This window comes from Psychrobacillus sp. FSL K6-2843 (assembly GCF_038626375.1).
GTDB lineage: Bacteria > Bacillota > Bacilli > Bacillales_A > Planococcaceae > Psychrobacillus > Psychrobacillus faecigallinarum.
In genome coordinates, this window is the sequence record NZ_CP152021.1 from 328,436 (window position 1) to 349,899 (window position 21,464).

The 21,464-nt window shown below is 37.2% G+C and carries 22 protein-coding genes; 19 read left to right on the top strand and 3 right to left on the bottom strand.

Going from position 1 to position 21,464, the window contains the following annotated elements:
* Positions 1–25: 25 nt before the first annotated feature.
* From MKY94_RS01685 to MKY94_RS01700, 4 genes are all read left to right on the top strand, one after another.
* Complete coding sequence (locus tag MKY94_RS01685; RefSeq protein WP_342577893.1) at positions 26–1,240, top strand: ABC transporter substrate-binding protein; 1,215 nt, start codon at positions 26–28, stop codon at positions 1,238–1,240.
* 20 nt (positions 1,241–1,260) lie between these two features.
* Positions 1,261–2,052, top strand: coding sequence for an ABC transporter ATP-binding protein (locus MKY94_RS01690; protein ID WP_342577894.1), 792 nt, complete (start codon positions 1,261–1,263; stop codon positions 2,050–2,052).
* Between the two features lie 541 nt (positions 2,053–2,593).
* On the top strand, positions 2,594–5,332 hold the full coding sequence (locus tag MKY94_RS01695; protein WP_342577895.1) for an EAL domain-containing protein: 2,739 nt from the start codon (positions 2,594–2,596) through the stop codon (positions 5,330–5,332).
* Between the two features lie 14 nt (positions 5,333–5,346).
* Positions 5,347–6,984 (top strand): thiamine pyrophosphate-binding protein, encoded by a 1,638-nt coding sequence (locus MKY94_RS01700; RefSeq protein ID WP_342577896.1) that lies wholly within the window; start codon positions 5,347–5,349, stop codon positions 6,982–6,984.
* Between the two features lie 51 nt (positions 6,985–7,035).
* Here the strand turns inward: MKY94_RS01700 and MKY94_RS01705 are convergent, their stop codons facing one another.
* On the bottom strand, positions 7,036–7,743 hold the full coding sequence (locus MKY94_RS01705) for a hypothetical protein (RefSeq protein ID WP_342577897.1): 708 nt from the start codon (positions 7,741–7,743) through the stop codon (positions 7,036–7,038).
* 406 nt (positions 7,744–8,149) lie between these two features.
* On the opposite strand from MKY94_RS01705, the gene nagA reads away from it, so the two are divergent.
* From nagA to MKY94_RS01720, 3 genes are all read left to right on the top strand, one after another.
* On the top strand, positions 8,150–9,316 hold the full coding sequence (gene nagA / locus MKY94_RS01710; protein ID WP_342577898.1) for an N-acetylglucosamine-6-phosphate deacetylase: 1,167 nt from the start codon (positions 8,150–8,152) through the stop codon (positions 9,314–9,316).
* A 10-nt stretch (positions 9,317–9,326) separates the two neighbouring features.
* Positions 9,327–10,034, top strand: coding sequence for a glucosamine-6-phosphate deaminase (gene nagB, locus MKY94_RS01715; RefSeq protein ID WP_342578642.1), 708 nt, complete (start codon positions 9,327–9,329; stop codon positions 10,032–10,034).
* A gap of 194 nt (positions 10,035–10,228) precedes the next feature.
* A complete protein-coding gene (locus MKY94_RS01720) occupies positions 10,229–11,242 on the top strand; it encodes a putative sulfate exporter family transporter (RefSeq protein ID WP_342577899.1) in 1,014 nt (337 codons plus the stop codon).
* Positions 11,243–11,300: 58 nt separating this feature from the next.
* Here the strand turns inward: MKY94_RS01720 and MKY94_RS01725 are convergent, their stop codons facing one another.
* Complete coding sequence (locus MKY94_RS01725; protein ID WP_340844032.1) at positions 11,301–11,930, bottom strand: dienelactone hydrolase family protein; 630 nt, start codon at positions 11,928–11,930, stop codon at positions 11,301–11,303.
* A 151-nt stretch (positions 11,931–12,081) separates the two neighbouring features.
* On the opposite strand from MKY94_RS01725, the gene MKY94_RS01730 reads away from it, so the two are divergent.
* Both MKY94_RS01730 and MKY94_RS01735 read left to right on the top strand, forming a co-directional pair.
* Positions 12,082–13,344 carry a cytochrome P450 gene (locus MKY94_RS01730; RefSeq protein WP_342577900.1) on the top strand — a complete coding sequence of 421 codons (1,263 nt, stop codon included), beginning with the start codon at positions 12,082–12,084 and terminating at the stop codon, positions 13,342–13,344.
* Positions 13,345–13,354: 10 nt separating this feature from the next.
* Complete coding sequence (locus MKY94_RS01735; protein WP_340862416.1) at positions 13,355–13,588, top strand: hypothetical protein; 234 nt, start codon at positions 13,355–13,357, stop codon at positions 13,586–13,588.
* 111 nt (positions 13,589–13,699) lie between these two features.
* Here the strand turns inward: MKY94_RS01735 and MKY94_RS01740 are convergent, their stop codons facing one another.
* Positions 13,700–14,617, bottom strand: coding sequence for a DMT family transporter (locus tag MKY94_RS01740; RefSeq protein ID WP_342577901.1), 918 nt, complete (start codon positions 14,615–14,617; stop codon positions 13,700–13,702).
* A gap of 291 nt (positions 14,618–14,908) precedes the next feature.
* Here MKY94_RS01740 and MKY94_RS01745 point away from each other — a divergent pair, with 291 nt between their 5' ends.
* The 10 genes from MKY94_RS01745 to MKY94_RS01790 all read left to right on the top strand — a co-directional run bounded on the left by MKY94_RS01745 (position 14,909) and on the right by MKY94_RS01790 (position 21,459).
* On the top strand, positions 14,909–15,169 hold the full coding sequence (locus MKY94_RS01745) for a metal-sensitive transcriptional regulator (RefSeq protein ID WP_144538462.1): 261 nt from the start codon (positions 14,909–14,911) through the stop codon (positions 15,167–15,169).
* Between the two features lie 49 nt (positions 15,170–15,218).
* Complete coding sequence (locus tag MKY94_RS01750) at positions 15,219–15,701, top strand: DsrE/DsrF/DrsH-like family protein (RefSeq protein WP_186318167.1); 483 nt, start codon at positions 15,219–15,221, stop codon at positions 15,699–15,701.
* An 11-nt stretch (positions 15,702–15,712) separates the two neighbouring features.
* Positions 15,713–16,054 carry a rhodanese-like domain-containing protein gene (locus MKY94_RS01755; RefSeq protein WP_144538464.1) on the top strand — a complete coding sequence of 114 codons (342 nt, stop codon included), beginning with the start codon at positions 15,713–15,715 and terminating at the stop codon, positions 16,052–16,054.
* A gap of 15 nt (positions 16,055–16,069) precedes the next feature.
* A complete protein-coding gene (locus MKY94_RS01760) occupies positions 16,070–16,366 on the top strand; it encodes a rhodanese-like domain-containing protein (protein ID WP_144538465.1) in 297 nt (98 codons plus the stop codon).
* A gap of 51 nt (positions 16,367–16,417) precedes the next feature.
* The gene (locus tag MKY94_RS01765) at positions 16,418–16,981 is read left to right on the top strand and encodes a sulfurtransferase TusA family protein (RefSeq protein ID WP_144538466.1); all 564 of its coding nucleotides are present in this window, start codon (positions 16,418–16,420) and stop codon (positions 16,979–16,981) included.
* An 11-nt stretch (positions 16,982–16,992) separates the two neighbouring features.
* Positions 16,993–17,388, top strand: a complete 396-nt coding sequence (locus tag MKY94_RS01770; protein ID WP_342577902.1) for a DsrE/DsrF/DrsH-like family protein — start codon at positions 16,993–16,995, stop codon at positions 17,386–17,388.
* A 58-nt stretch (positions 17,389–17,446) separates the two neighbouring features.
* On the top strand, positions 17,447–18,574 hold the full coding sequence (locus tag MKY94_RS01775; protein WP_144538468.1) for an MBL fold metallo-hydrolase: 1,128 nt from the start codon (positions 17,447–17,449) through the stop codon (positions 18,572–18,574).
* 42 nt (positions 18,575–18,616) lie between these two features.
* On the top strand, positions 18,617–18,844 hold the full coding sequence (locus MKY94_RS01780; protein ID WP_144538469.1) for a sulfurtransferase TusA family protein: 228 nt from the start codon (positions 18,617–18,619) through the stop codon (positions 18,842–18,844).
* 100 nt (positions 18,845–18,944) lie between these two features.
* Positions 18,945–19,721, top strand: a complete 777-nt coding sequence (locus MKY94_RS01785) for a sulfite exporter TauE/SafE family protein (RefSeq protein WP_342577903.1) — start codon at positions 18,945–18,947, stop codon at positions 19,719–19,721.
* A 508-nt stretch (positions 19,722–20,229) separates the two neighbouring features.
* Positions 20,230–21,459, top strand: a complete 1,230-nt coding sequence (locus MKY94_RS01790) for a sugar ABC transporter substrate-binding protein (RefSeq protein WP_342577904.1) — start codon at positions 20,230–20,232, stop codon at positions 21,457–21,459.
* Positions 21,460–21,464: the final 5 nt, after the last annotated feature.

The following is a 21,464-nucleotide window of genomic DNA, read 5'->3' on the forward strand; positions in this document are numbered from 1 at the left end:
TCATTAGAAGCAAGGGGGATTGAGGATGAAGTTGAGAAGTAATAAATTTATATTCACAATAATGGGTATTCTGTTCGTGTTGCTATTAGGCGCTTGTTCAGAGGAGGGTGCATCCGAAGGCAGTGATGGTGCTAGAAAGGTAGTTGTTGGTGGCCTGTACGATATTACTGGCGGAACTGGGGACGTGGGAACACCATACGCTGAAGGAGAGAAAGCATATTTTAAATATGCAAAGGATAAAGGAGAAATAGAGGGTGTTGATTTGGTGTTAAACGGGAAGGATTATGCTTATTCTATTCCAGAAGCCCAAAAGATTTATCAAGAGCTACGTGATAAGGAGAAAGTCTCTGCAGTTCTTGGATGGGGAACTGGAGATACAGAAGCATTACGTCAGCAAGTGGCAAGTGATAAGCTTCCATTCTTCTCTGCATCTTATTCAGAGAGCTTGAAAAATCTAGAGGAAAGTCCTTATAACTTCTTAGTTGCAGCATCATATTCAGACCAAGGAAGATCTGTGCTTAAGTGGATTAAGGATAATCATAAAGGATCAGATCCAACGGTAGCACTATTATATAATGATACAGCATTTGGACGTTCACCAATTGAAGATATTAAAGCTTATGCAGCGGAAATTGGTATTAAGATAGTAGATGAACAAATAGTGGATGTTCAAGCTACAGAGGCGCAATCTCAATTACTGAATATGGAGAAGAAAAATCCAGACTATGCAATTATCCAAGAAACATGGGGTGCAACGGCAACAATTCTACGGGATGCTAAAACCCTAAATATAGACACTCAATTCATCGGCTTGAATTGGGCCTCTGGTGAAGGAGTTATTACAATGGTAGGAGAAGAAGTGGCAGAGGGCTATATTGGTATTCTTTCTCACGCCCTACCATACGAGGATCATCCAGGAATGACAGAGGTGGAGGAATATTTAAAATCTGAGGGAAAAACAATAGAGGATATCAATCAAAAGTTTATCCAAGGCTGGTCGGCCGCCAAAATCATGGTTGCTGGTATAGAAGAAGCTGCTAAAAAGCATCCAGATGGTGATATAACAGGAGAAGAGATCCGATCTGGTATTGAATCTTTAAAAGAATTTGATCTTGGTGGACTTGGAGCACCTGTAAGCTTTAGCGCTGACAATCATACAGGTACGGAGCAAACTCGTCTAGGAATTGTGAAGGGTGGTAAATGGGAACCTTTGACGGATTACTTTAGCTATAAGGACTAAAATAGAAAAGAGGAACTGGCATGCTAAAAGTTAATAATGTAGAAGCAGTATACTCAAAAATTATTTTAGCTTTAAAGGGAACAACCCTTCAGGTTCCAACCGGAGATATCGTGGCTCTTTTAGGTAGTAACGGTGCAGGGAAATCGACAACACTTAAAGCTATTTCGGGGCTGCTTTATGCCGAGGATGGGCAATTAACAGACGGAACTATCGAATTTGAAGGTAGGTCATTAAAGGGACATACTCCTGATGTAATTGTAAGACAGGGTATATTCTTGTGCATGGAGGGTAGACGCGTTTTTAAAGATTTAACGGTAGAGGAAAATCTTATGGCGGGTGCATTCACTCGAAAAGACCGTTCAAATATAAAAAAGGATATAGAAAAAATATATGGATATTTCCCAAAGCTTCAACCTCTATCTTCCCGAAAGGCAGGCTTCCTTTCAGGTGGTGAGCAGCAAATGCTTGCTATAGGCAGAGGGATTATGGCTAAGCCTAAGCTGCTGCTATTGGATGAACCGTCCTTAGGGATAGCACCTTTATTGGTGAAGGAAATATTCCAAAATATAAAGCAAATAAATAAGGAGGAAGGTACCTCTATCCTAGTTGTAGAGCAGAATGCCAATGTGGCATTATCTATCGCGGATTATGGATATATAATGGAAAATGGCAGAGTAGTTTTGCAAGGTGACGCTCCAAGTCTTCTGTCGAATACCGAGGTAAAGGAACATTATTTAGGAATTGGCAAAGACGGAGAGAGGAATTACAGAGACAATAATGAGGTAAGGCGTAAACAGCGAATGGTTTGGTGATAAACCTAAAAGAGTGTGGCGAACCTTGCGGAGACGCCGCTGAACTTTGCAGAGATGAGTTCAAATCTTGCGCAAAAGGATCCCAATGTTGCAGAGAAGTCACAGAACCTTGCACAAAGAGCATCTTCAAGGAAATATTAAGAGGAGTAAATTCTCATTGCGTCTATTTCAATATAGTCAATGGGTATCTACTCGCTACAATGAAAAACCTATTATACTATTTTAAGGATGAACTCTAAGTTCATCCTTTTTTTAGTTTATAATACACCTATACACCTATATAATTACTCGCTAATAAATCACTTATAAATATAGAACAGGAGATTTAGGTACTAAGCTCTATATTTTTGGTTTTAATATTTTGTTAATAGGGAAAAGTATTAATATTTACAATATATTTTTTGATGAGAAAGTTTTAGTTCTTCCTAATTCTCGATAAATAATAATATTACTAGATTTATTGACAAAAAAAGGTGTTATTATAGATATTAATTTAACTAAAATGAAAGACTTATAGATTATTCAAAAATGGAGGTCCCTTATGAAAAAGCAAACGAGATATTCTCGTCTAGCACATATAACTAAGTTGATTAATACTACATTAGACCTAAGAGAAGTATTGGAGCAAGTCGTCAAGGCTATATCCGAGGAGATTGTTCGATGCGATTCTGTAGGAATTTATTTGCCGCAGCAGGATGGACAATTTAGAGGCTTCGTTGGAAAACCGGATTATATCAATGGTTTTACGTTAGATATGCATATGATCGAAACGGAATATGACTTACTTGCAAAAGAAGTGATAGAAACGCAAAAAACTATCTACATACCCGACACTTCGAAGGATTCAAGGCCAGATCCAAGAGCCGTAAAATCCTTTCAGATAAAGTCTTTATTAGCTTTACCTATCTCATTTGAAAGTGAGCTTTTTGGACTTGTTTTCTTATTCGATTACGGTTCGCCTATGAATTTGACGGAAGATGAAATCCAAACAGTAGAGGCTTATGTCAATATGGCTGGAGTAGCTATTCAAAATGCTACAAATCTTACGCGCAAGGAAAACCTTATAGCAGAAAAACAATTACTTTTGGACCATACCAGAGAGTTATCCATGTGTTCAACCATGCAGGAAGTCATAGACCGCTGTTTCTTTTATGTCGGTAAGGTGTTAGGCAACTATAACATCGGGGTTCATTTATTGGATCCTATGGCTGAAAAAAATATTAAGCCAGCCAGCCTGAGTCAGAATAGTGACTGGACAGAAGAAGACTGGATGAAAACGCATAAAACTTTGAAGGTAGACGAAAATGACCCTGTATTTCAGGAGGTTATTTTAACTAAAAAAGCCATAATGATTCCAGACGTATTTGCTGACGAACGTCCTAATCATGAGGCCTGTAAAACATTTGGTATAAAAGGGATGTTCCTATTTCCATTAGTAACAATGGGAGAGGTGCTGGGGTTAATCGCAGTTGTGAATCTAGATGAAGAAGAATTGGAGTATTCGGAGTCCGACATTCTTCTGACCCAATCTATCGTAGATGCGACTGCGGCAAGCCTATCTAATCTGCTTTTCATGGACAAGCAGGAAACCATCATAGAAGAGAGAACATCGGAAATTCGCGTTAAAAACACAGAATTGGAAAGAGTAGTTCATGAGCTGCAACATTTAAGTAAAGAAAATGAGTTAATATTAAACTCTGCCGGTGAGGGAATTTTTGGAATAGATTTGGATGGAAGAATAACATTTTGTAATCCCGCTAGTGAAAAAATGCTTGGATACGAAAAGGGAGAACTAATTGGAACACCATCGTCTACAGTTATTTGTCATGAGCCAGACCATTCGCCATACGGAGAGACAGTACAAATGTTTTGTAAGAAAGATAAAACAATTTTAGCTGTAGAATATGTACTTTCTTCTATAGAAGAGGATGAAAACGTGATAGGGCAAGTTGTAACATTTAAGGACATCACTGAAAGAAAGAAAATGGAAGAAGAGATTAGATATCTTGCATATTATGATAGTTTAACTGATCTCCCAAACAGAGTTTTGTTAAACGATAAGTTAAAAAAAATACTAGAAAACAAAGAACAACAGGTGGCAGTTTTGTACTTGGATCTAGACCGTTTTAAGTTAGTTAATGATAGTTTAGGACACAGCTATGGCGACTTGTTGCTTCGCGAGGTGGCAAACCGTCTGAAAATTATAATTCCAAAAGAAGCAATTGCTTCCCGACAGGGGGGCGATGAGTTCACTGTTGTTCTGCCTGACATTAATGGTATAGAAGATGTGTTACTTGTAGTAGACCATATCTCAGACATATTCTCTCAGCCTTTTTCCTTAATGGGAAATGAAGTATACATTAAAACGAGCATAGGAATCAGTATGTTTCCTAAAGACGGTGAAGATGGAGAAGTTTTAATAAAAAATGCAGACGCTGCCATGTATAAATCTAAGGAAAAATCCGGAACTGGATATCACTTCTTTGAGAGTGAGATGAATAACCGATCATTAGAGAGCATTAAGCTGGAAAATGCCCTATATAAAGCGCTAGACCGAAATGAATTAGATATATATTATCAGCCACAAATTGATAGTAGGACAAACTCTATTATAGGAGTTGAAGCCCTTTTGAGATGGATTCACCCAACAGAAGGGATGATTTCTCCAGCTGATTTTATTCCCATTGCAGAGGATACTGGTTTAATAGTGCCAATCGGAGAATGGGTATTAGAAAATGCTTGTAAGCAATTGAAGAAATGGCACGAAGAGGGGAATCATTCATTGAGCGTTTCCGTTAACTTATCAAGTAGACAATTTGAAGAAAATGATTTAGTAGAAGTAGTTCAGAGGATTTTAATCGATGTAAATTTGGCGCCCGAATTTTTACATTTAGAGCTGACGGAAAATCAAATCATCAAAAACAAAGACTTGACGGTTGAAATGATGGAGCAGCTAAAAGAGATTGGCGTGAAGATAGCGATAGATGACTTTGGCACAGGCTATTCGTCATTAGGATATCTTAAGAACTTTCCGATTGATGCGTTAAAAATCGACAAATCATTCATTCAGGATATTAGAGAAGGTGATGATAGTAATTCAGCCATTACCAATACGATCATCACACTAGCACAGAATTTGAAGCTTAACGTAATTGCGGAAGGTGTCGAAACAAAGAAACAGTTAGATTTTCTGTTGTCAAAGGATTGCTATTTAATGCAAGGATATTATTTTAGTGTTCCTTTAAAAGCAGAGGCATTAAAAGAAAAATATTTGATTTAATAGGGGGATATGAAATGAAGGCTGTTCGTTCTGTGTTGGAATATTTAAAGGGGATTGGTGTACAACACGTATTTGGAATACCAGCAGGCTCTGTGAATGCTTTTTTCAATGAATTATATGATATGCCGGAGATAACGCCAATTGTTACTAAGCATGAGGGGGCAGCCTCTTATATGGCGGCAGCCTATGCAAAGTACTCCAATCAGCTAAGTGTGTGTATTGGAAGCAGTGGACCTGGCGGCACTAACTTAGTGACAGGTGCAGCAAATGCGATGAGAGAGCACTTGCCGATTTTGTTTTTAACGGGAGCTGTACCTGTGAGCACGGAAGGCTTAAATGCTTCTCAAGAGCTTGATGCGGATCCTATTTATAAATCTGTAACGAAGTATAGTGTGACAGTAAGAGACTCAAAGGATTTGTTAAAGGAGATTGTAAAGGCTACAAAAATTGCTGTTTCTGGAGTACCTGGACCAGTTCATATTGCTATGCCAATTGATGTTCAACAAGGGCCTAGTGGCATTGAAGAGATTCCTGCCATACTAGTACGAGAAGAAGTAATACCAAACCTTGAAACGATTAAGCTGGTAGCTAAAGAGCTAGTGGAAAGAAAAAGTGGTTATATATTTGTAGGGCAAGGAGTTAGAAATTCTGTAGACCTATTATTTGAGTTAGCCGAAATGCTGGAATGGCCAATAATGACAACGCCTGTCGCAAAAGGCTATGTTCGCCAAGATCACCCATTATCTGCTGGAGTATTTGGATTTGCAGCTACAGAACAAGCCACTAATCTTATAAATGATGGAGACGGTAAGTCACTTTTAATTATTGGTTCAAGCCTTGGAGAAACAGCGACTAATAACTATAATAGCAGTCTTACTGATGGGCGCTTTACGGTTCAAATGGACTTCGATGAAACCGTCTTTAATCGCAAGTATTCAATTGATATCCCTGTCCTAGGTGATATTCAACTAAGCCTTTCTGCGTTAATAGAGGAGCTTAAGTCTATAGGGCTTAAGAGAAAAGAAATGGCGTTTAATAGAAAAGAAAATAATGACCAAATTCTAGATGAGTATAGCACTAAGAATGTATTGCTACAGTTGCAGTCTTATCTTCCTTCTTCTACTCGATACACAATAGATATTGGGGAATTTATGGCTTATGTTATTCATCATATGGATGTTCTTGAATATAGCACATTCGATATAAATGTTCATTTCGGTGCTATGGGAAGTGGTATAGGGTCTGCCATAGGTGCAAAACTTGCGGAGCCAGATCGTCCTACAGTTTCAATTACAGGAGACGGATGTTTCTTCATGCATGGGATGGAAATTTTGACTGCTAAAGAATACAATATTCCTGTTCTATTTGTTGTTATGAACAATGCCCGATTAGGCATGGTATACCATGGACATAATCTGCAATACAAACGTGTTCATCCAACATTTGCACAAGAGCCAATTAACATTGCTGCAATGGCTGCAGCAATGAACATACCTAGTATTCGTATAGAAGAAATGGAAGACCTGAATGAGGAAGTAGTTAATAGCCTCCTTCAGATGAATGGCCCGGCTATATTAGAAATATCTTTGGTGGATAACAACATTCCTCCGATGGGAGATCGGGTTAAATTCCTGTCATCATTTGGAAAATAAAATATAAAAGCTCTTATCTGTTTTTCTCAGGTAAGAGCTTTCCTTATATATTTACATGGCATGGCTGTACTTAGTATTTATCACTTCTATTAAACTATCAAGGACCTGTTTTTTAAATGCGTCAGGTACTGGCTGGTTATCAGAAGTACAATAGTAATAACACATTTTTTCATGGTCATAGGTAAAACCAAGACTATTTAAGTTTTCATGTAAACTTTCTGGTAAGCCGTCTAATCCAGTTTTAAGTTTAAAAAAATCAGTTGCTATTATGTATACATCTATGTCATTTGCTCCAGTAGATACAATAAACAAATCACTGTCCTGTCGAAGAATCCACTGTTTTTTAGAATATAAGGAGATTCCTTTATTTTCTAAGAATGCAAGACCATTTGTGTTAATGCCAAAAAGCTTTTTTAATAGAGCACGAATTTGCTCGCCGGTCCATTCTTGTTGATGATTGGATAAATACCAAGTAATAGCTGCCTTTGGAGAAGGATCTTCTAGCTTTGCTGAAGTTTCCTTGTCTAACAGATAAGCTTTGTCTAAATCAATATAAAAAGCATGGTGGACAAAATGGGCAATTGATTCGGTATTTACTTGTATCTCTTCGGAATCAAAATATCGATCCATTGCTTCAATTTTAGACATATTCTTAAGCCTTGAATCTAATGATATTTCATCTAACCCTTCTTTTTTTAAGGTATGAATAATTATTTGATCAATAGATGGGTGGTATTTTAAAGAAAATGAGTATGCCATAATATTCCTCCTTATTTTTCTATATCATACATTAAAACTTTGATGAAACAATTATTTTTAATGAATATTTTATAATTTTGAGTAATATGAGCTAATTTCATATATAGCACTTTACTATTAAAATCCCAACATTTTTACACTGTTTCTTTTAGCTGCAAACGGCGACTCCAGTGAGCTTATCGTCCCCAACGGAGAGGGTCTTCTAAATAGGAAATCAATCATACCTTGTATTACCTTCCAGTGGCTCGTCTTTTTAATCATGAAATGGATTCATACAAATATGGATTAGAAGATCTTATTTAAATAAAGCTCTGAAGATATATTAATCTTTCGTTATATATTGTATGATTATTTAGAAATATATAATTTTTTAGTGGTCAAAATATTCAATGGAAAGGTGTTTCTAATGAGTAACTATCTTATTCAAAACGTTCAGATTTGCGCAGAAGATGGCCGATTGATTGATGGAGATATTTTAATAATGAACGAAAAGATCGCTTGTATATCTGAGGGTAAAATAGAAGGATATGAGGGAGCAATACTGGACGGGAAGGGTTACGTGGCAATGCCTGGCTTTATTGATATTCATATCCATGGAGCAGTGGGGGCGGACTTTATGGACGGAGAGATAGATGCAACAGAACGAATATCCGCGTACTTACCCCAAGAAGGCACGACATCTTTTTTAGCAACAACTATTACTCATTCTCAGGAACGTATACAGCAATCGGTAGATGTGAACACAAGCTTCTTAAAAAAGTCTAATAAGGAACAGGGTGCAGAAATGCTTGGCTTCCATTTGGAAGGGCCATTTATTCACCCGGAGCAGGCAGGAGCTCAGCCTATTCAGCATATACAAAAACCATCTGTTTCATTGTTGAAAACCTGGTTTGGAGAACAGGTTGCTCAATTAAAAGTTGTCACACTAGCCCCGGAACTTGACGAAGAATTTAAGATGCTTCAATTTTTACAAGAACAGGGGGTGATTTCTTCCGCAGGACATTCAAAGGCTTCTTATTTGGAGGTTAATGACGCGGTGCAAAATGGTTTATCCCATTTAACCCATTTTACTAATGCGATGACAGGTCTTCATCACCGAGAAATAGGCATGGTGGGAGCAGGCTTCATGAATGACTCGCTTTTCTGTGAGATAATCGCTGATGGCATCCACCTCTCCGATGATATGCTCCAATTAGTAATGAAGGTAATTGGCACTGATAGAATCATCCTCATAACAGATTCCATGAGAGCGAAGGGACTTCCCGATGGAATCTATACACTTGGTGATCAAAAAGTTAAGGTAGTTGATCGTACTGCCACCTTGGAAAATGGAACTCTAGCTGGAAGTGTGCTTAAAATGAATGAAGGTATGAGAAGGATTCAAAGTTTAACTAATCTACCTTTACATGAGCTAGTGAAAATAACGTCGACAAACGCAGCAAAGAGATTAGGGATAGATAATCGAAAAGGAAGTCTTGCAGTTGGAAAAGATGCGGACATTGTATTGCTAAACGATTCCTTTGAGGTTCAATACACTTTTTGTAGAGGAAGGCTGAGTTATTCTAATGGTTAAAGCAAATAATATAAAATGGATAAAAGTAAATACATATGATGAAATGAGCAAAATGGCAGCCGCTATTTTTGAGAAGCAGTTAATTGAAAAGCCGCAAAGTGTGTTAGGGATGGCTACAGGAGGAACCCCAGAAGGATTTTACAAAGAACTAGTCCAATGCTACATGAAGGGCGATATTTCCTTTGCGGAGGTAAATACCTTTAACTTGGATGAATATGTGGGAATTGCAGAGGAGGAGGCTACTAGCTACCATAATTATATGTATGAGCACCTATTTAAGCATATTAATATTCCGCGACAAAATGTTCATCTTCCGAATGGCTTAGCAGAGGATTTGGAGAAGGAATGTGCCTATTATGATAAGTTAATTGAGCAGAATGGTGGTATTGATCTTCAGTTGTTAGGGATTGGGGTAAATGGTCATATCGGGTTTAACGAGCCTGGTACTTCTTTTCAAACAAGAACCCATATTGTGGAGCTTGCTGAGAAAACAAGGCAGGATAATGCCAAATATTTTCCTGAAGAAAAAGAAGTTCCCAAGCTTGCAATTACCATGGGGATTGAAACTATTATGGAAGCTAAGCGAATTATTCTCTTGGCTTTTGGCGAAAATAAAACTGAAACTCTTAAGCGTATCCAGCAAGAAGGTATTTCAGAGGAATTTCCAGCTAGCTGTCTAAAGGATCATCGTGATGTGACGATTATTTACGGTAGTTAAAAAAGCATATACTAAATCCTCCCTCTTACAAGTTGGAGGATTTTTTAGTTTCCAATTATTTAGGGAGTCAGGTATCTACTAAGTACTTAATAGCTTTTTTTCATTTTACTTACGATAATAAAAGTCTTATTCTAAAGTTTAGTATAAAGAAAACTAATGCTTTTTATTTAAAAGCTTAGTAGCGAGGGATAGATATGAAAAAAATTGCTCGAATTTTACCAGGGTTGTTCTTATGTATGATCATTGCGGTTATAGCAAGGTTTATCGGGGAGTTATTTCCTGCTTTGGGAAGTGGACTGTTTGCTATTTTAATCGGTATTTTAATTGGGAATTTGAAAATTAGTTCGTCTCCAAGATGGTCTGCTGGAGTGAAATTTTCTGAAAGTAATCTCTTGTATTACTCCATCGTTTTATTGGGTGCGACTTTAACTTTCCAAACAATCATGGAAATGGGAGTGTCAGGGCTTTCTTTTATCGTTATTCAAATGTCTTTAACCATCATTTTTGTTGTCTGGCTTGGTAAAAAGCTAAGATTTGGAGAAGACTTCTCCTTACTAATGGCTAGTGGTAATGCTGTATGTGGGTCCTCGGCCATTGCTGCGACAGGGCCAGCAATCCAGGCCAAATCCTCTGATATTGCTTTATCTGTGACATTGGTTAACCTTCTTGGGTCTGTTCTAATGATTTTTTTGCCGGTAATCACAAATCTTGTATTTTCTAATGCTGTGATACCATCTGCTGCTCTCATAGGAGGTACGCTACAATCGGTAGGACAAGTAGTTGCGAGTGGGAGTATTGTTGGAGAAGAGGTAAAGGACCAAGCAGCGGTATTTAAGATAAGTCGAATTATTTTTTTAGTCGCAGTAGTTTTTGTGTTAAAGCAGATTAAATTCAGAAAACAGGAAAGTAAGGTAGCGACGAAAGATAAGTTTAGCTTTGGTAAAATTATTCCTTGGTATGTGGCAGGATTCCTTCTACTATGCTGTATTAATAGTTTATTGCAGCCATCTGCTACCATTACTAATCCTATAAAAGAGCTAGGAGGATATTTAGAAATTATCGCACTAGCAGGGATAGGGATGGCGGTAAAAATAAAGGAACTTATAAAGTCGGGATGGAATTTAACTATATATGCTGGAGGAGTAGGGGTATTCCAAATTTCTGTGGCTTTAATTTTTAATATTGCTTTTATTGTAGATGTTATATAAAAATGCTCTAAGTTGATTATTAGCAAATCAGCTTAGAGCATTTTTCATAGAAATTTTCTTATAGTTCTTTTATAAAAGTAACGATATCACGCTGATTTTCAGGAATAACACCATGACCATCTTCGTATGTTTTAAACGTCACATTAGCTCCTTGTTCCTCAAAGTACTCTTTGCTCTCTGCTCCCCATTGAGATGGAATGACATAATCATAATCCCCATGAGATATGAAAACGTTCAAATGTTCAATAGGATGCTTTCTGTATTCCTCTTTAACGAAATCGGGTAAATAACCACTTAAAGCAACTACTCCATTAATAACATTACCCATAGTAAAAGCTAAAGTTTGAGCCAATACAGCTCCTTGGCTGAAACCTAATAAATTTATTTTGTTTTGATCCAGATTATATTCTTCTATGGCCTCTGCGATGAATTGGTGCAGATAAGTCACGACCTTATCAAAAACCTCTCTATGTGGTTTTCCCGCTTCTTCAATAGTAAAAAATGCATATCCAGGACTAAACACGATGGGTCCACGCAAACTAAATATATGATGGCTTCCTTCGAATTCTTTTACAAGCTGGAGCAGATCCTCTTCGTTACTACCCATACCATGCAGTAAAAATAGAGATGGTTGGTTGGGAGTGATAGTTTTAGGTGGTAAGTATTTGTATGTAAAAGGTGATTTCATAATGGTTTCTTCCCTTCTGGAGACTGTACATTTATTTTAGCATACCAACCTTATATCTTTTAAAACATTAGTGTTAGCCCCTTGCTAGTTTTAACCAGATTAAAAAGGGAAAAGTAAACCAACAATAGTTGCTAATAAGGAGATGGTTGAAATGACGAATTCAAGTCAAATGCCAAAAGAAGAGGGCTTGGATCATAGCCTCACATTATTACGGGAAGGATATATGTACTTGGCTAATAGGCGGAAGAGTTTCGCCTCTAATATTTTTGAAACTCGTCTCCTAGGACAAAAGGCAATATGTTTGGGTGGAGAGGAAGCATCAAAACTTTTTTATGACAATGACAAATTTATGAGGAATGGAGCTGCACCAAAGAGACTTCAAAAAACGTTATTTGGTGAGGAGGGAGTTCAAACTTTAGACGAGGAAGAGCATAGAAACCGAAAAGGTATGTTCATGTCTATAATGACATCTTCACATTTGGAGCACTTAAAAAGTCTGACTCATAAGAATTGGGATTTAAAGGGTAGCGAATGGGAGCAAAAAGAACAGATTAATTTATACGATGAATCCAGAGAGTTATTATGCCAACTAGCATGTGAATGGGCAGGCGTTCCTTTAAATGAGGGTGAACTTAAAAAGCGGACGGAGCAACTGACTAAATTATTTGAATCTGCGTCTGCGTTAGGTCCCGAACATTGGATGGGAAGGCATGCAAGGAAGGAATTAGAGGATTGGGTTGGAGAAATGGTGGAGCAAGTTAGAAATAAGGAGTTATCACCACGGGAAGGCTCTGCCTTGTATAACTTTTCAATTCATAGGGATATAGATGGTAAACTTTTGGACAAAGAAATCGTTGCTGTGGAAGTACTGAATATTATCAGGCCAATTGTAGCAATTTCCGTCTATATTACCTTCACTGGATTAGCTGTTCATCAATATCCAGAAAATAAATCAAGACTTTTAAAGAATGAAGAACAATTTCAACAAATGTTTGTCCAAGAGGTACGTCGCTTTTATCCATTCTTTCCAATGGCTGTTGCAAGAGTGAAGAAGGATTTTATATGGAACAATTTTCAATTTGAAAAGGGTACGTTAACGCTATTGGACTTATATGGTACCAACCATGACCCAAACCTATGGGATAATCCTGAAGTTTTTAATCCTGAACGTTTCGAGGGGTGGGATGAGAGTCCATTTAGCTTTATTCCACAAGGCGGAGGTGACTTCAATATGGGACATCGCTGTGCTGGAGAATGGGTAACCATTGAAGTAATGAAGGTGAGTCTTCAATATCTTTCAAATAAACTTGATTATGAAATTCCAAATCAAGATTTAAGTTATAGTATGGTGAGTATACCTAGTCTCCCACATAGCAAATTTATCATGGCTAATGTAAGAAGCAAGCCGCAATAGGAGAACAAATATGAAAGAATTTAAAGTAACCTACTTTTTTGATGAAAACCACTACATTAGGAGGTTTATACACTTAGATTCTCAAGAAGAAGCTGAGGACCTTATCCAAAGTGAGAGAGACCAATATATTTCCTTTCGAGATAGTAGAGGAATTTACCATGAGTTAAATACAGAGGATGTCCGAGTAATCCAAATATCTGAATACCATCGTGTAGATAAAACTAAAAAAAAGGTACCTAAGTGAATTTTCAGTCACTAGGTACCTTTTTAAAAGACAAGAAGCAAAGATTTGTCTAGTGCCTTGCCCCTCGAGAAAAAGTAGCGGTAGCTGAAGAACTACCTACTCACTTGCCAATCATGTATGAGACTTGACCAACTTTTTTTGTTGTAGGGATAGCCGTTGTTTTTTTCCATAAAGGTTGACGAACAACAAGCTGCTAATAGCAATTACTCCTCCAACAATAGAAAGAGGAGATGGAAGCTCGTGAAGCCAAATCCAAGTGATGACTATAGCTACAACCGGCTCAGCGTATAATGTATTTGAAACAGAGCTTGCATTACTTTGAGATAAAGCTATTGCCCATGTGAGGTAGGCAAGTGCGGTAGGAAATATTCCGATATAAATAGCCGATAAATTAGCTTCAGTTGTTGCACTTTGGAGTGTATCAAACAGTCCTGGAGCAAAAAATAGAAAAGGCAAAGTACCTGTCCATGTAAAATAAGCAGTAAGTTCAATAGCGCTATACTTTTTAAATAAAGGCTTTTGGTAAACGAAAAAAATAGAAGTTGCAATAGCTGCTATTAAAACTAGGAATACTCCTGGAGAGATATCAAAGGAAGAATCCCCAGTTCCAAAAGCAATAAGAATAATTCCGATAAAGCCGAAAGCTAAACCAACCCATCCTACCTTACCTAAACGTTCCTTTAAAATAATTACAGCCATCACAGTGGTAACGATTGGTGCAGAACCAATTAACATGCCTGCAGTCCCTGCAGAAATAGTCATCTGTCCAAAAGTGACGCATATATGATACAAACTAATACCAATCCAGCCTAAGATTATTATTTTCCACCCATCCTGCTTTTCGGGTAGTTTAAATTTACTTCCTGGCCAGAGTGCAATGAGTAAAAATATAAGCGAGGCAATCAAAAAACGGAATAATGCCAAATGACCGGGAGAATAACCTCCGTTTAAGCTGGCGCTAATTGCTGCAAAAGAAGATCCCCAAATTGCTACAGTCAAAATCGCCAGTAAAAAAGCTTTCGTATTCATCTATAGTTCACCTTACCTTTAGATTAAGTGTGTTAAAGTAAGTAAAAATATTTTAATATAACTAGTGAATCTTACAACATATATGTAAATTAAACAATCCATCTTTTTTTGATTAAAAATAAATAATTAATTTATCAACTAGTGTTTAGTACACATACCTTTTTGCAGATATATAAGGGAAATTATCACTAAGGGACAAAATTACTTTTTTATTGGTGTTGACAAAATACCTAGAGGGGTATAATATAACGGTTATAACATTCATCAAATTTTCAGAAGGAGGTGTGCTTGTTGGCATACGATGCAAAAACTATTAATCGTATTAAACGAATGGAAGGCCAGCTTCGTGGAATTTTACGGATGATGGAGGAGGGCAAGGACTGCAAGGAAGTCGTTACCCAGCTTTCAGCAGTTCGCTCTGCAGCAGATCGTACAATTGGTGTAATTGTTAGTAACAATCTTTTAGAATGTGTGCAAGAAGCAGAAGGAAATAAAGATAAAATGAATTCTGTTATTCAAGAGGCAATGAATTTGGTTGTAAAGAGCCGATAGTCCGGCTTTTTTATTTAAATAAAATAATACCCCGTCAGGTATGAAGGAGATTGAGATGGAAAAGAAAAGAACTACGATAGTTTTATTCAGTGGTGATTATGATAAGGCGATGGCAGCATACATTATTGCAAACGGTGCAGCAGCTTACGATCATGAGGTTACAATATTTCACACATTTTGGGGAATAAATGCGCTACGTAAACAACAGCATATTGAGGTTAAAAAAGGATTTTTAGAAAAAATGTTTGGCAAAATGATGCCGAGGGGAGCAGAGCAGCTTGGACTATCTAAAATGCAGATGGCTGGTATGGGACCTAAAATGATTAAGCATGTCATGAAAAAGCATAATGCACTTTCTTTAACTCAGTTAATAGAGATGGCACAGGAGCAAGATATAAAATTAGTTTCTTGTACTATGACGATGGATTTGCTGGGATTACAACAAGAAGAATTACTCGATGGTGTTCAGTATGCGGGAGTAGCAGCGTACTTGGCTGACGCTGAAGATGGCACTGTAAATCTATTTATATAGGAGAGAGACAAATGGAATGGATATTTGTTGCATTGGTAGTAGTATTTTTTGCATGGAAGATGTTGCCTGCAAAAGGTATTAAAAATATTACTACTACAGAGCTGAAAAATATATTAAATGACAAAGATAAATTCTTCATAGATGTAAGGACTCCGGCTGAATATAAAGGGAGAAACATTCGACAGTTTAAAAATATCCCATTGGGATCTAAATTGGATGAGCTACCGAAGGATAAAGAGATTGTAGTGATTTGTCAAAGTGGTATGCGTAGTAGTAATGCGTGTAAACAATTAAAAAAAATAGGCTATGATCGTGTCACAAATGTCCGTGGTGGCATGAGTGCATGGAGATAAGAGGAGGAAGTTTAAATGAAAGAGATAACAGCAAAAGAATTAGAACAAAAACTAGTAAAGGGTGAGAAAGTAAATTTAATTGACGTGCGAGAAGTAGATGAAGTGGAGCAAGGAGCAATACCAGGGATTATTCACATCCCACTAGGTCTGTTAGAATTTCGTATGAATGAGCTCTCGAAAAAAGATTCCTACGTTATTGTATGCCGATCTGGAGGTAGAAGTGGACGTGCCACACAGTTTTTAGATAGCCAAGGCTATGATGTTACAAATATGACTGGTGGAATGTTAGCTTGGGAAGGTGAAATAAACTAAAAAAATTTTTTCTAAAATATAATACCCTATTAGGTATGGAGGAGAGTATAAATGAGTTTAAAAGCAGATGTTCAATTAGATGCAAAAGGTTTGGCTTGTCCAATGCCTATAGTAAAGACAAAAAAGGTCATGGCTGGTTTAGAAGATGGTCAAATTTTAGAAGTTTCAGCTACGGACAAGGGCTCTAAGGCAGATCTTGCCGCGTGGTCTAAAACAGTGGGGCATCAATACATTGGAACAATTGAAGATGGGGATGTACTAAAGCATTACATTCGTAAATGTTCAAATGAGGCTATGGAAGAAAATCAGCATCAAGAAATCATTGCCTTGGATGAACTAATAGCAAAAGTGGCAGATGGAGGAACAATTTTAGATGTTCGCGAGACTGCTGAGTTTGCTTTTGGACACATAGATGGAGCTAAGTCTATTCCAATGGGCGAGTTAGAAGAAAGAATGGATGAACTTGATAAAGACTTGCCGGTTTATGTGATATGTAGAACAGGCAAGCGAAGCGATCTTGCAGCACAAACACTAGTGCAAAATGGATTTGCAAAAGTTTGGAATGTCATACCAGGTATGACAGAGTGGAGCGGAAGCGTTAAAAAAACAATTTAGGAGGAAAAATGATGACAAACAAAGTAGCAATCATAGCAAGTAATGGTGGACTTTTTGATGCATATAAAGTGTTCAATATAGCAACAGCTGCAGCAGCAACAGAAAAAGAGGTAGCAATATTTTTTACGTTCGAAGGGTTGAATTTAATCCATAAACAAGGAATGCAGGGATTACCAATGCCTGAAGGCAGAGAGAGCCTAGCGGAAGGGTTTAAAAACGCGAATATACCTAATATTCCTCAACTGGTGGAAATGTCGCAGGAATTAGGGGTTAAATTTATTGCTTGTCAAATGACTATGGATGTAATGGGATTAACAAAGGAGGATTTTGTTAATGGTATCGAAGTGGGAGGAGCAGTGACGTTTCTAGAATTTGCAAAAGACGCGTCTCCGACATTGACTTTCTAACCGTACAAAATGCTTAAAAATTTTTAACGAAAATAATACCTATGGGGGTAATTTGGACATGACAGTAACTAAATGGACAGCAGATATAATTGCAAAAAAAGTAATTAATAATGAAAATCTATTCATTTTAGATGTACGTAACACGGATGCATTTGCTGATTGGAAAATAGAAGGACATAAATTTAAATACTTAAATATACCTTATTTTGAATTACTGGATGGTGTAGAAGAAATTCTACCTCAGATACCTGATGACAAAGAGATTTTAGTCGTTTGTGCGAAGGAAGGGTCGTCCATTATGGTAGCAGAAATGCTTTCAGATGCAGGACGTGACGCTGCTTATCTACAAGGTGGGATGAAGGCATGGAGTGAATACCTCGAGCCAATTAAAGTGAGTGACCTACAGGATGGAGGCGAACTTTACCAATTTGTTCGTTTAGGAAAAGGCTGCTTATCTTATATGGTTATCTCTAATGGGGAAGCGGCAATTATAGATGCTACTCGCATGGCTGATGTATTTATCAATTTCGCAGCAAGTAAAAAAGCAAAGATTACACATATTTTTGATACGCATTTACATGCAGACCATATTTCTGGTGGCCGTCAAATTGCTGCGCAGACAGGTGCTACTTATTACTTGCCACCAAAGGACGCAGTAGAAGTCGTATTTGACTACACACCGTTAGTAGATGGTGAAAAAGTGGAAATTGGTCATACAACTATTGCTATCCAAGCAATTTATTCACCAGGGCATACAATAGGATCTACTTCTTTTATTGTAGATAACAAGTTTTTATTAACAGGTGATATCTTATTTATTGATTCCATAGGACGCCCAGATTTAGCTGGTCTGGCAGAAGACTGGGTTGGAGATTTAAGAGAAACATTGTATACACGCTATCGCGAGCTTTCTGATGATTTAATCGTTCTACCTGCTCACTTCATGATAATTGATGAATTAAATGTAGATGGAACTGTTGCGAAAAGATTAGGAGATTTGTTTTTAGAAAACCATGGTTTAAATATTGAGGATGAAAATAAATTCCGTAGCATTGTTACTGATAATCTTCCTCCACAACCTAATGCCTATCAAGAAATCCGTCAAGTCAATATGGGGAAAATAACGCCGACCTCAGAAGAACAAACAGAAATGGAAATAGGTCCAAACCGTTGTGCTGTACGCTAATTAGTCTAAAAAAAAACTATTTACTAAAAGGAGAAATGAAAAATGAATTCAACAAAAGTATTAGATGCAAAAGGTTTAGCTTGTCCAATGCCGATCGTTCGTACTAAAAAGGCAATGGATACAATTGAGTCCGGTGAAATATTAGAAGTACATGTAACCGATAAAGGAGCTTTGGCAGATATTCCTGCCTGGGCTTCATCTGGAGGTCACACTATTTTAGAGCAATTAGAGGAAGCTGGAGTTCTAAAGTTTTGGATTCAAAAAGCATAAGTGGATAGGGGGACCCTAGAGTGGTCCCCTTTTTTCATAAATAAGGAAACAAAAGCTGTTTTCAAAGTTTGTCTGTCTTTTCTTAAAAGGAGGAATAAATATGGATATACCTTGGATCATTACAATTTTTCTTATAGGATTTGTCGGTTCATATGTGTCTGGTATGCTAGGCATTGGGGGATCAATCATTAAATACCCGATGCTATTATATATACCAGTCATGTTCGGATTTACAGCATTTACATCACATGAGGTATCAGGGATTAGCGCAGTACAGGTGCTCTTTGCCTCTATAGCGGGTGTATGGGCTTACCGTAAAGGTGGATATTTAAATAAGTCACTTATTATTTATATGGGTGGATCTATTTTAATAGGTAGTTTTGTAGGTAGCTTCGGTTCAAAGGGATTAACCGAGGAGACAGTTAACATTGTGTATGGCATTTTAGCGTTAATAGCGGCAGTCATGATGTTTGTACCAAAAAAACAGGTGGATGATAAGCCTTTAAATGAAGTCACCTTTAACAAGTTTTTAGCAGCTATTTTAGCTTTTATAGTAGGAATTGGATCGGGAATTGTAGGGGCAGCAGGTGGATTTCTGTTAGTGCCAATTATGCTAGTAGTATTAAAAATACCAACACGAATGACAATTGCTACAAGCTTAGCAATTACTTTTATATCTTCTATTGGTGCGACAATAGGTAAAGTATCAACGGGACAGGTTGAATATTATCCTGCAGTTATTATGATTGTAGCTAGTTTAATAGCAGCACCACTTGGAGCCAAAGCAGGCAAGAGTATGAATACGAAAGTTTTACAGTTCATACTTGCATTACTCATTTTAGGAACTGCCATTAAAATTTGGTTGGATATTTTATAGGATTATAAAGAAGTATCATTATTAATGATGTTGCAAACTATAGACAAATTCAAAGAAATTTGAAACTGTCTATAGTCTTTTTTCGTTTCAGGCGCTACGCTTTCTACGTGGATGGTTACACTTCTCCCTCCATGCAGAGACAGATGATAAACGATTTGTTTAAGAGCGATTGTTAGACTCGGAAAAGGCCATTGATACCCTCGATGTGAAACTCTTGGGTTATTTTTCCACGCTCTTAATTCATTCACAATAATGTCGTTTTATTTAATATGGGGAATTACAGACCATTTCTAGACATTGTTTCTTTCTAGTCAATCATATACTATTAGGTCACTATTTGATTTAGAATCTGTAATTTTTGTTAATATATACCTTGGTGTAATTTGTATTATTGCTTACTATCCTTGAGAACAGTCGGATGAAAATGAAAGGAGGAATTTGAGAAGGTTGGTTTTTATGAAAATAAAGAAATGTAATCTGAATACAAATAGTTAGGAGGGAAAGTGAAATGAAAAAGTTATTTTCTTTGTTTCTATTCTGTAGTTTATTACTAGTTGCTTGTAATGATGAGTCTGAAACGTCTGGTTCTAATGACAAAGGGGAAATAACCGTTTGGGCTCATCCATACACTGACAATCAAGAAAAAGAAGGAGAAATGTGGAAAGAGTTAATTGCTTCATATGAGGAGACTTCCGGTGTGAAAGTTAATTTTGAACAAATCCCTTGGGCTAATCGCGATCAAAAAATTTTGACTGCTCTTGCTGCCAATAATGGACCCGATGTGTTTTACGCCATTCCCGATCAGATGCCTCAATATGCTGAAGCAGGGATGCTCGTAGATCTAAGCCCTTATTTGGAAGACAATGATATGGACGATTTTGTAGAAAGCTCTTTAATCCCTACTAAATGGAAGGGGAAAATGTACGGTGTACCAATTCTTCAATCTGTCGAGACCTTTATGTACAATGTGGATGTAGTGAAAGCGATTGGAGAAGACCCTTCAAAGCTTCCTACTACTTGGGAAGAGTTTGAAAAATGGGCTGCTAAAGCTAAAGAAAAAGGTTATTATGCCTCTAGCTTTCAAGGCGGAGGTTCAATGAATGGGACACTTTACCCTTATCTATGGCAAGCAGGCGGTGAAATTCTAACAGAAGATAACAAAGTGTTGATTAATAACGAAAACGGAGTAGAGGCATTTGAATTTATCAATAAAATATATAACAACGGCTACATTCCAAAGGACTCTATTACTGCTTTAGATCATGATGCATTATGGGATAGCGGTAAGCTGCTGTCTATTCAAGGGGCAGGGAAATCAGTTAGTAGAATGCTAGAAAAAGAGACGTTTGACTTTGTGATAGCACCGCCATTAAAAAATAAAAAACAGGCTACTTATGGTACTACTGGGATGTTTGTTGTGCCAGTTAATTCAGATAATAAAGATGCTGCTGCAGAGTTTATAAAGGTAATCACCAATGCAGAAAATCAAAGGAAGTTTAATAGAGAAACCCAATTCATTCCTACTAGAGAATCGGCAAAGGATATTTACGATGATCAAAAATATTTAGCACAATTGGCCACTTACACTCAATTTACACAGTCAGGGGTCATTCATCCGGAAGGGCGAAACATTATGCCTTTAATACAAGCGGAACTACAAACAATGTTAGAAGGCAAGAAAACTCCTAAAGAAGCTGCAGATGCAGCAGCCAAGGCAATTGAAGAAAAATTAAAATAAAGAAA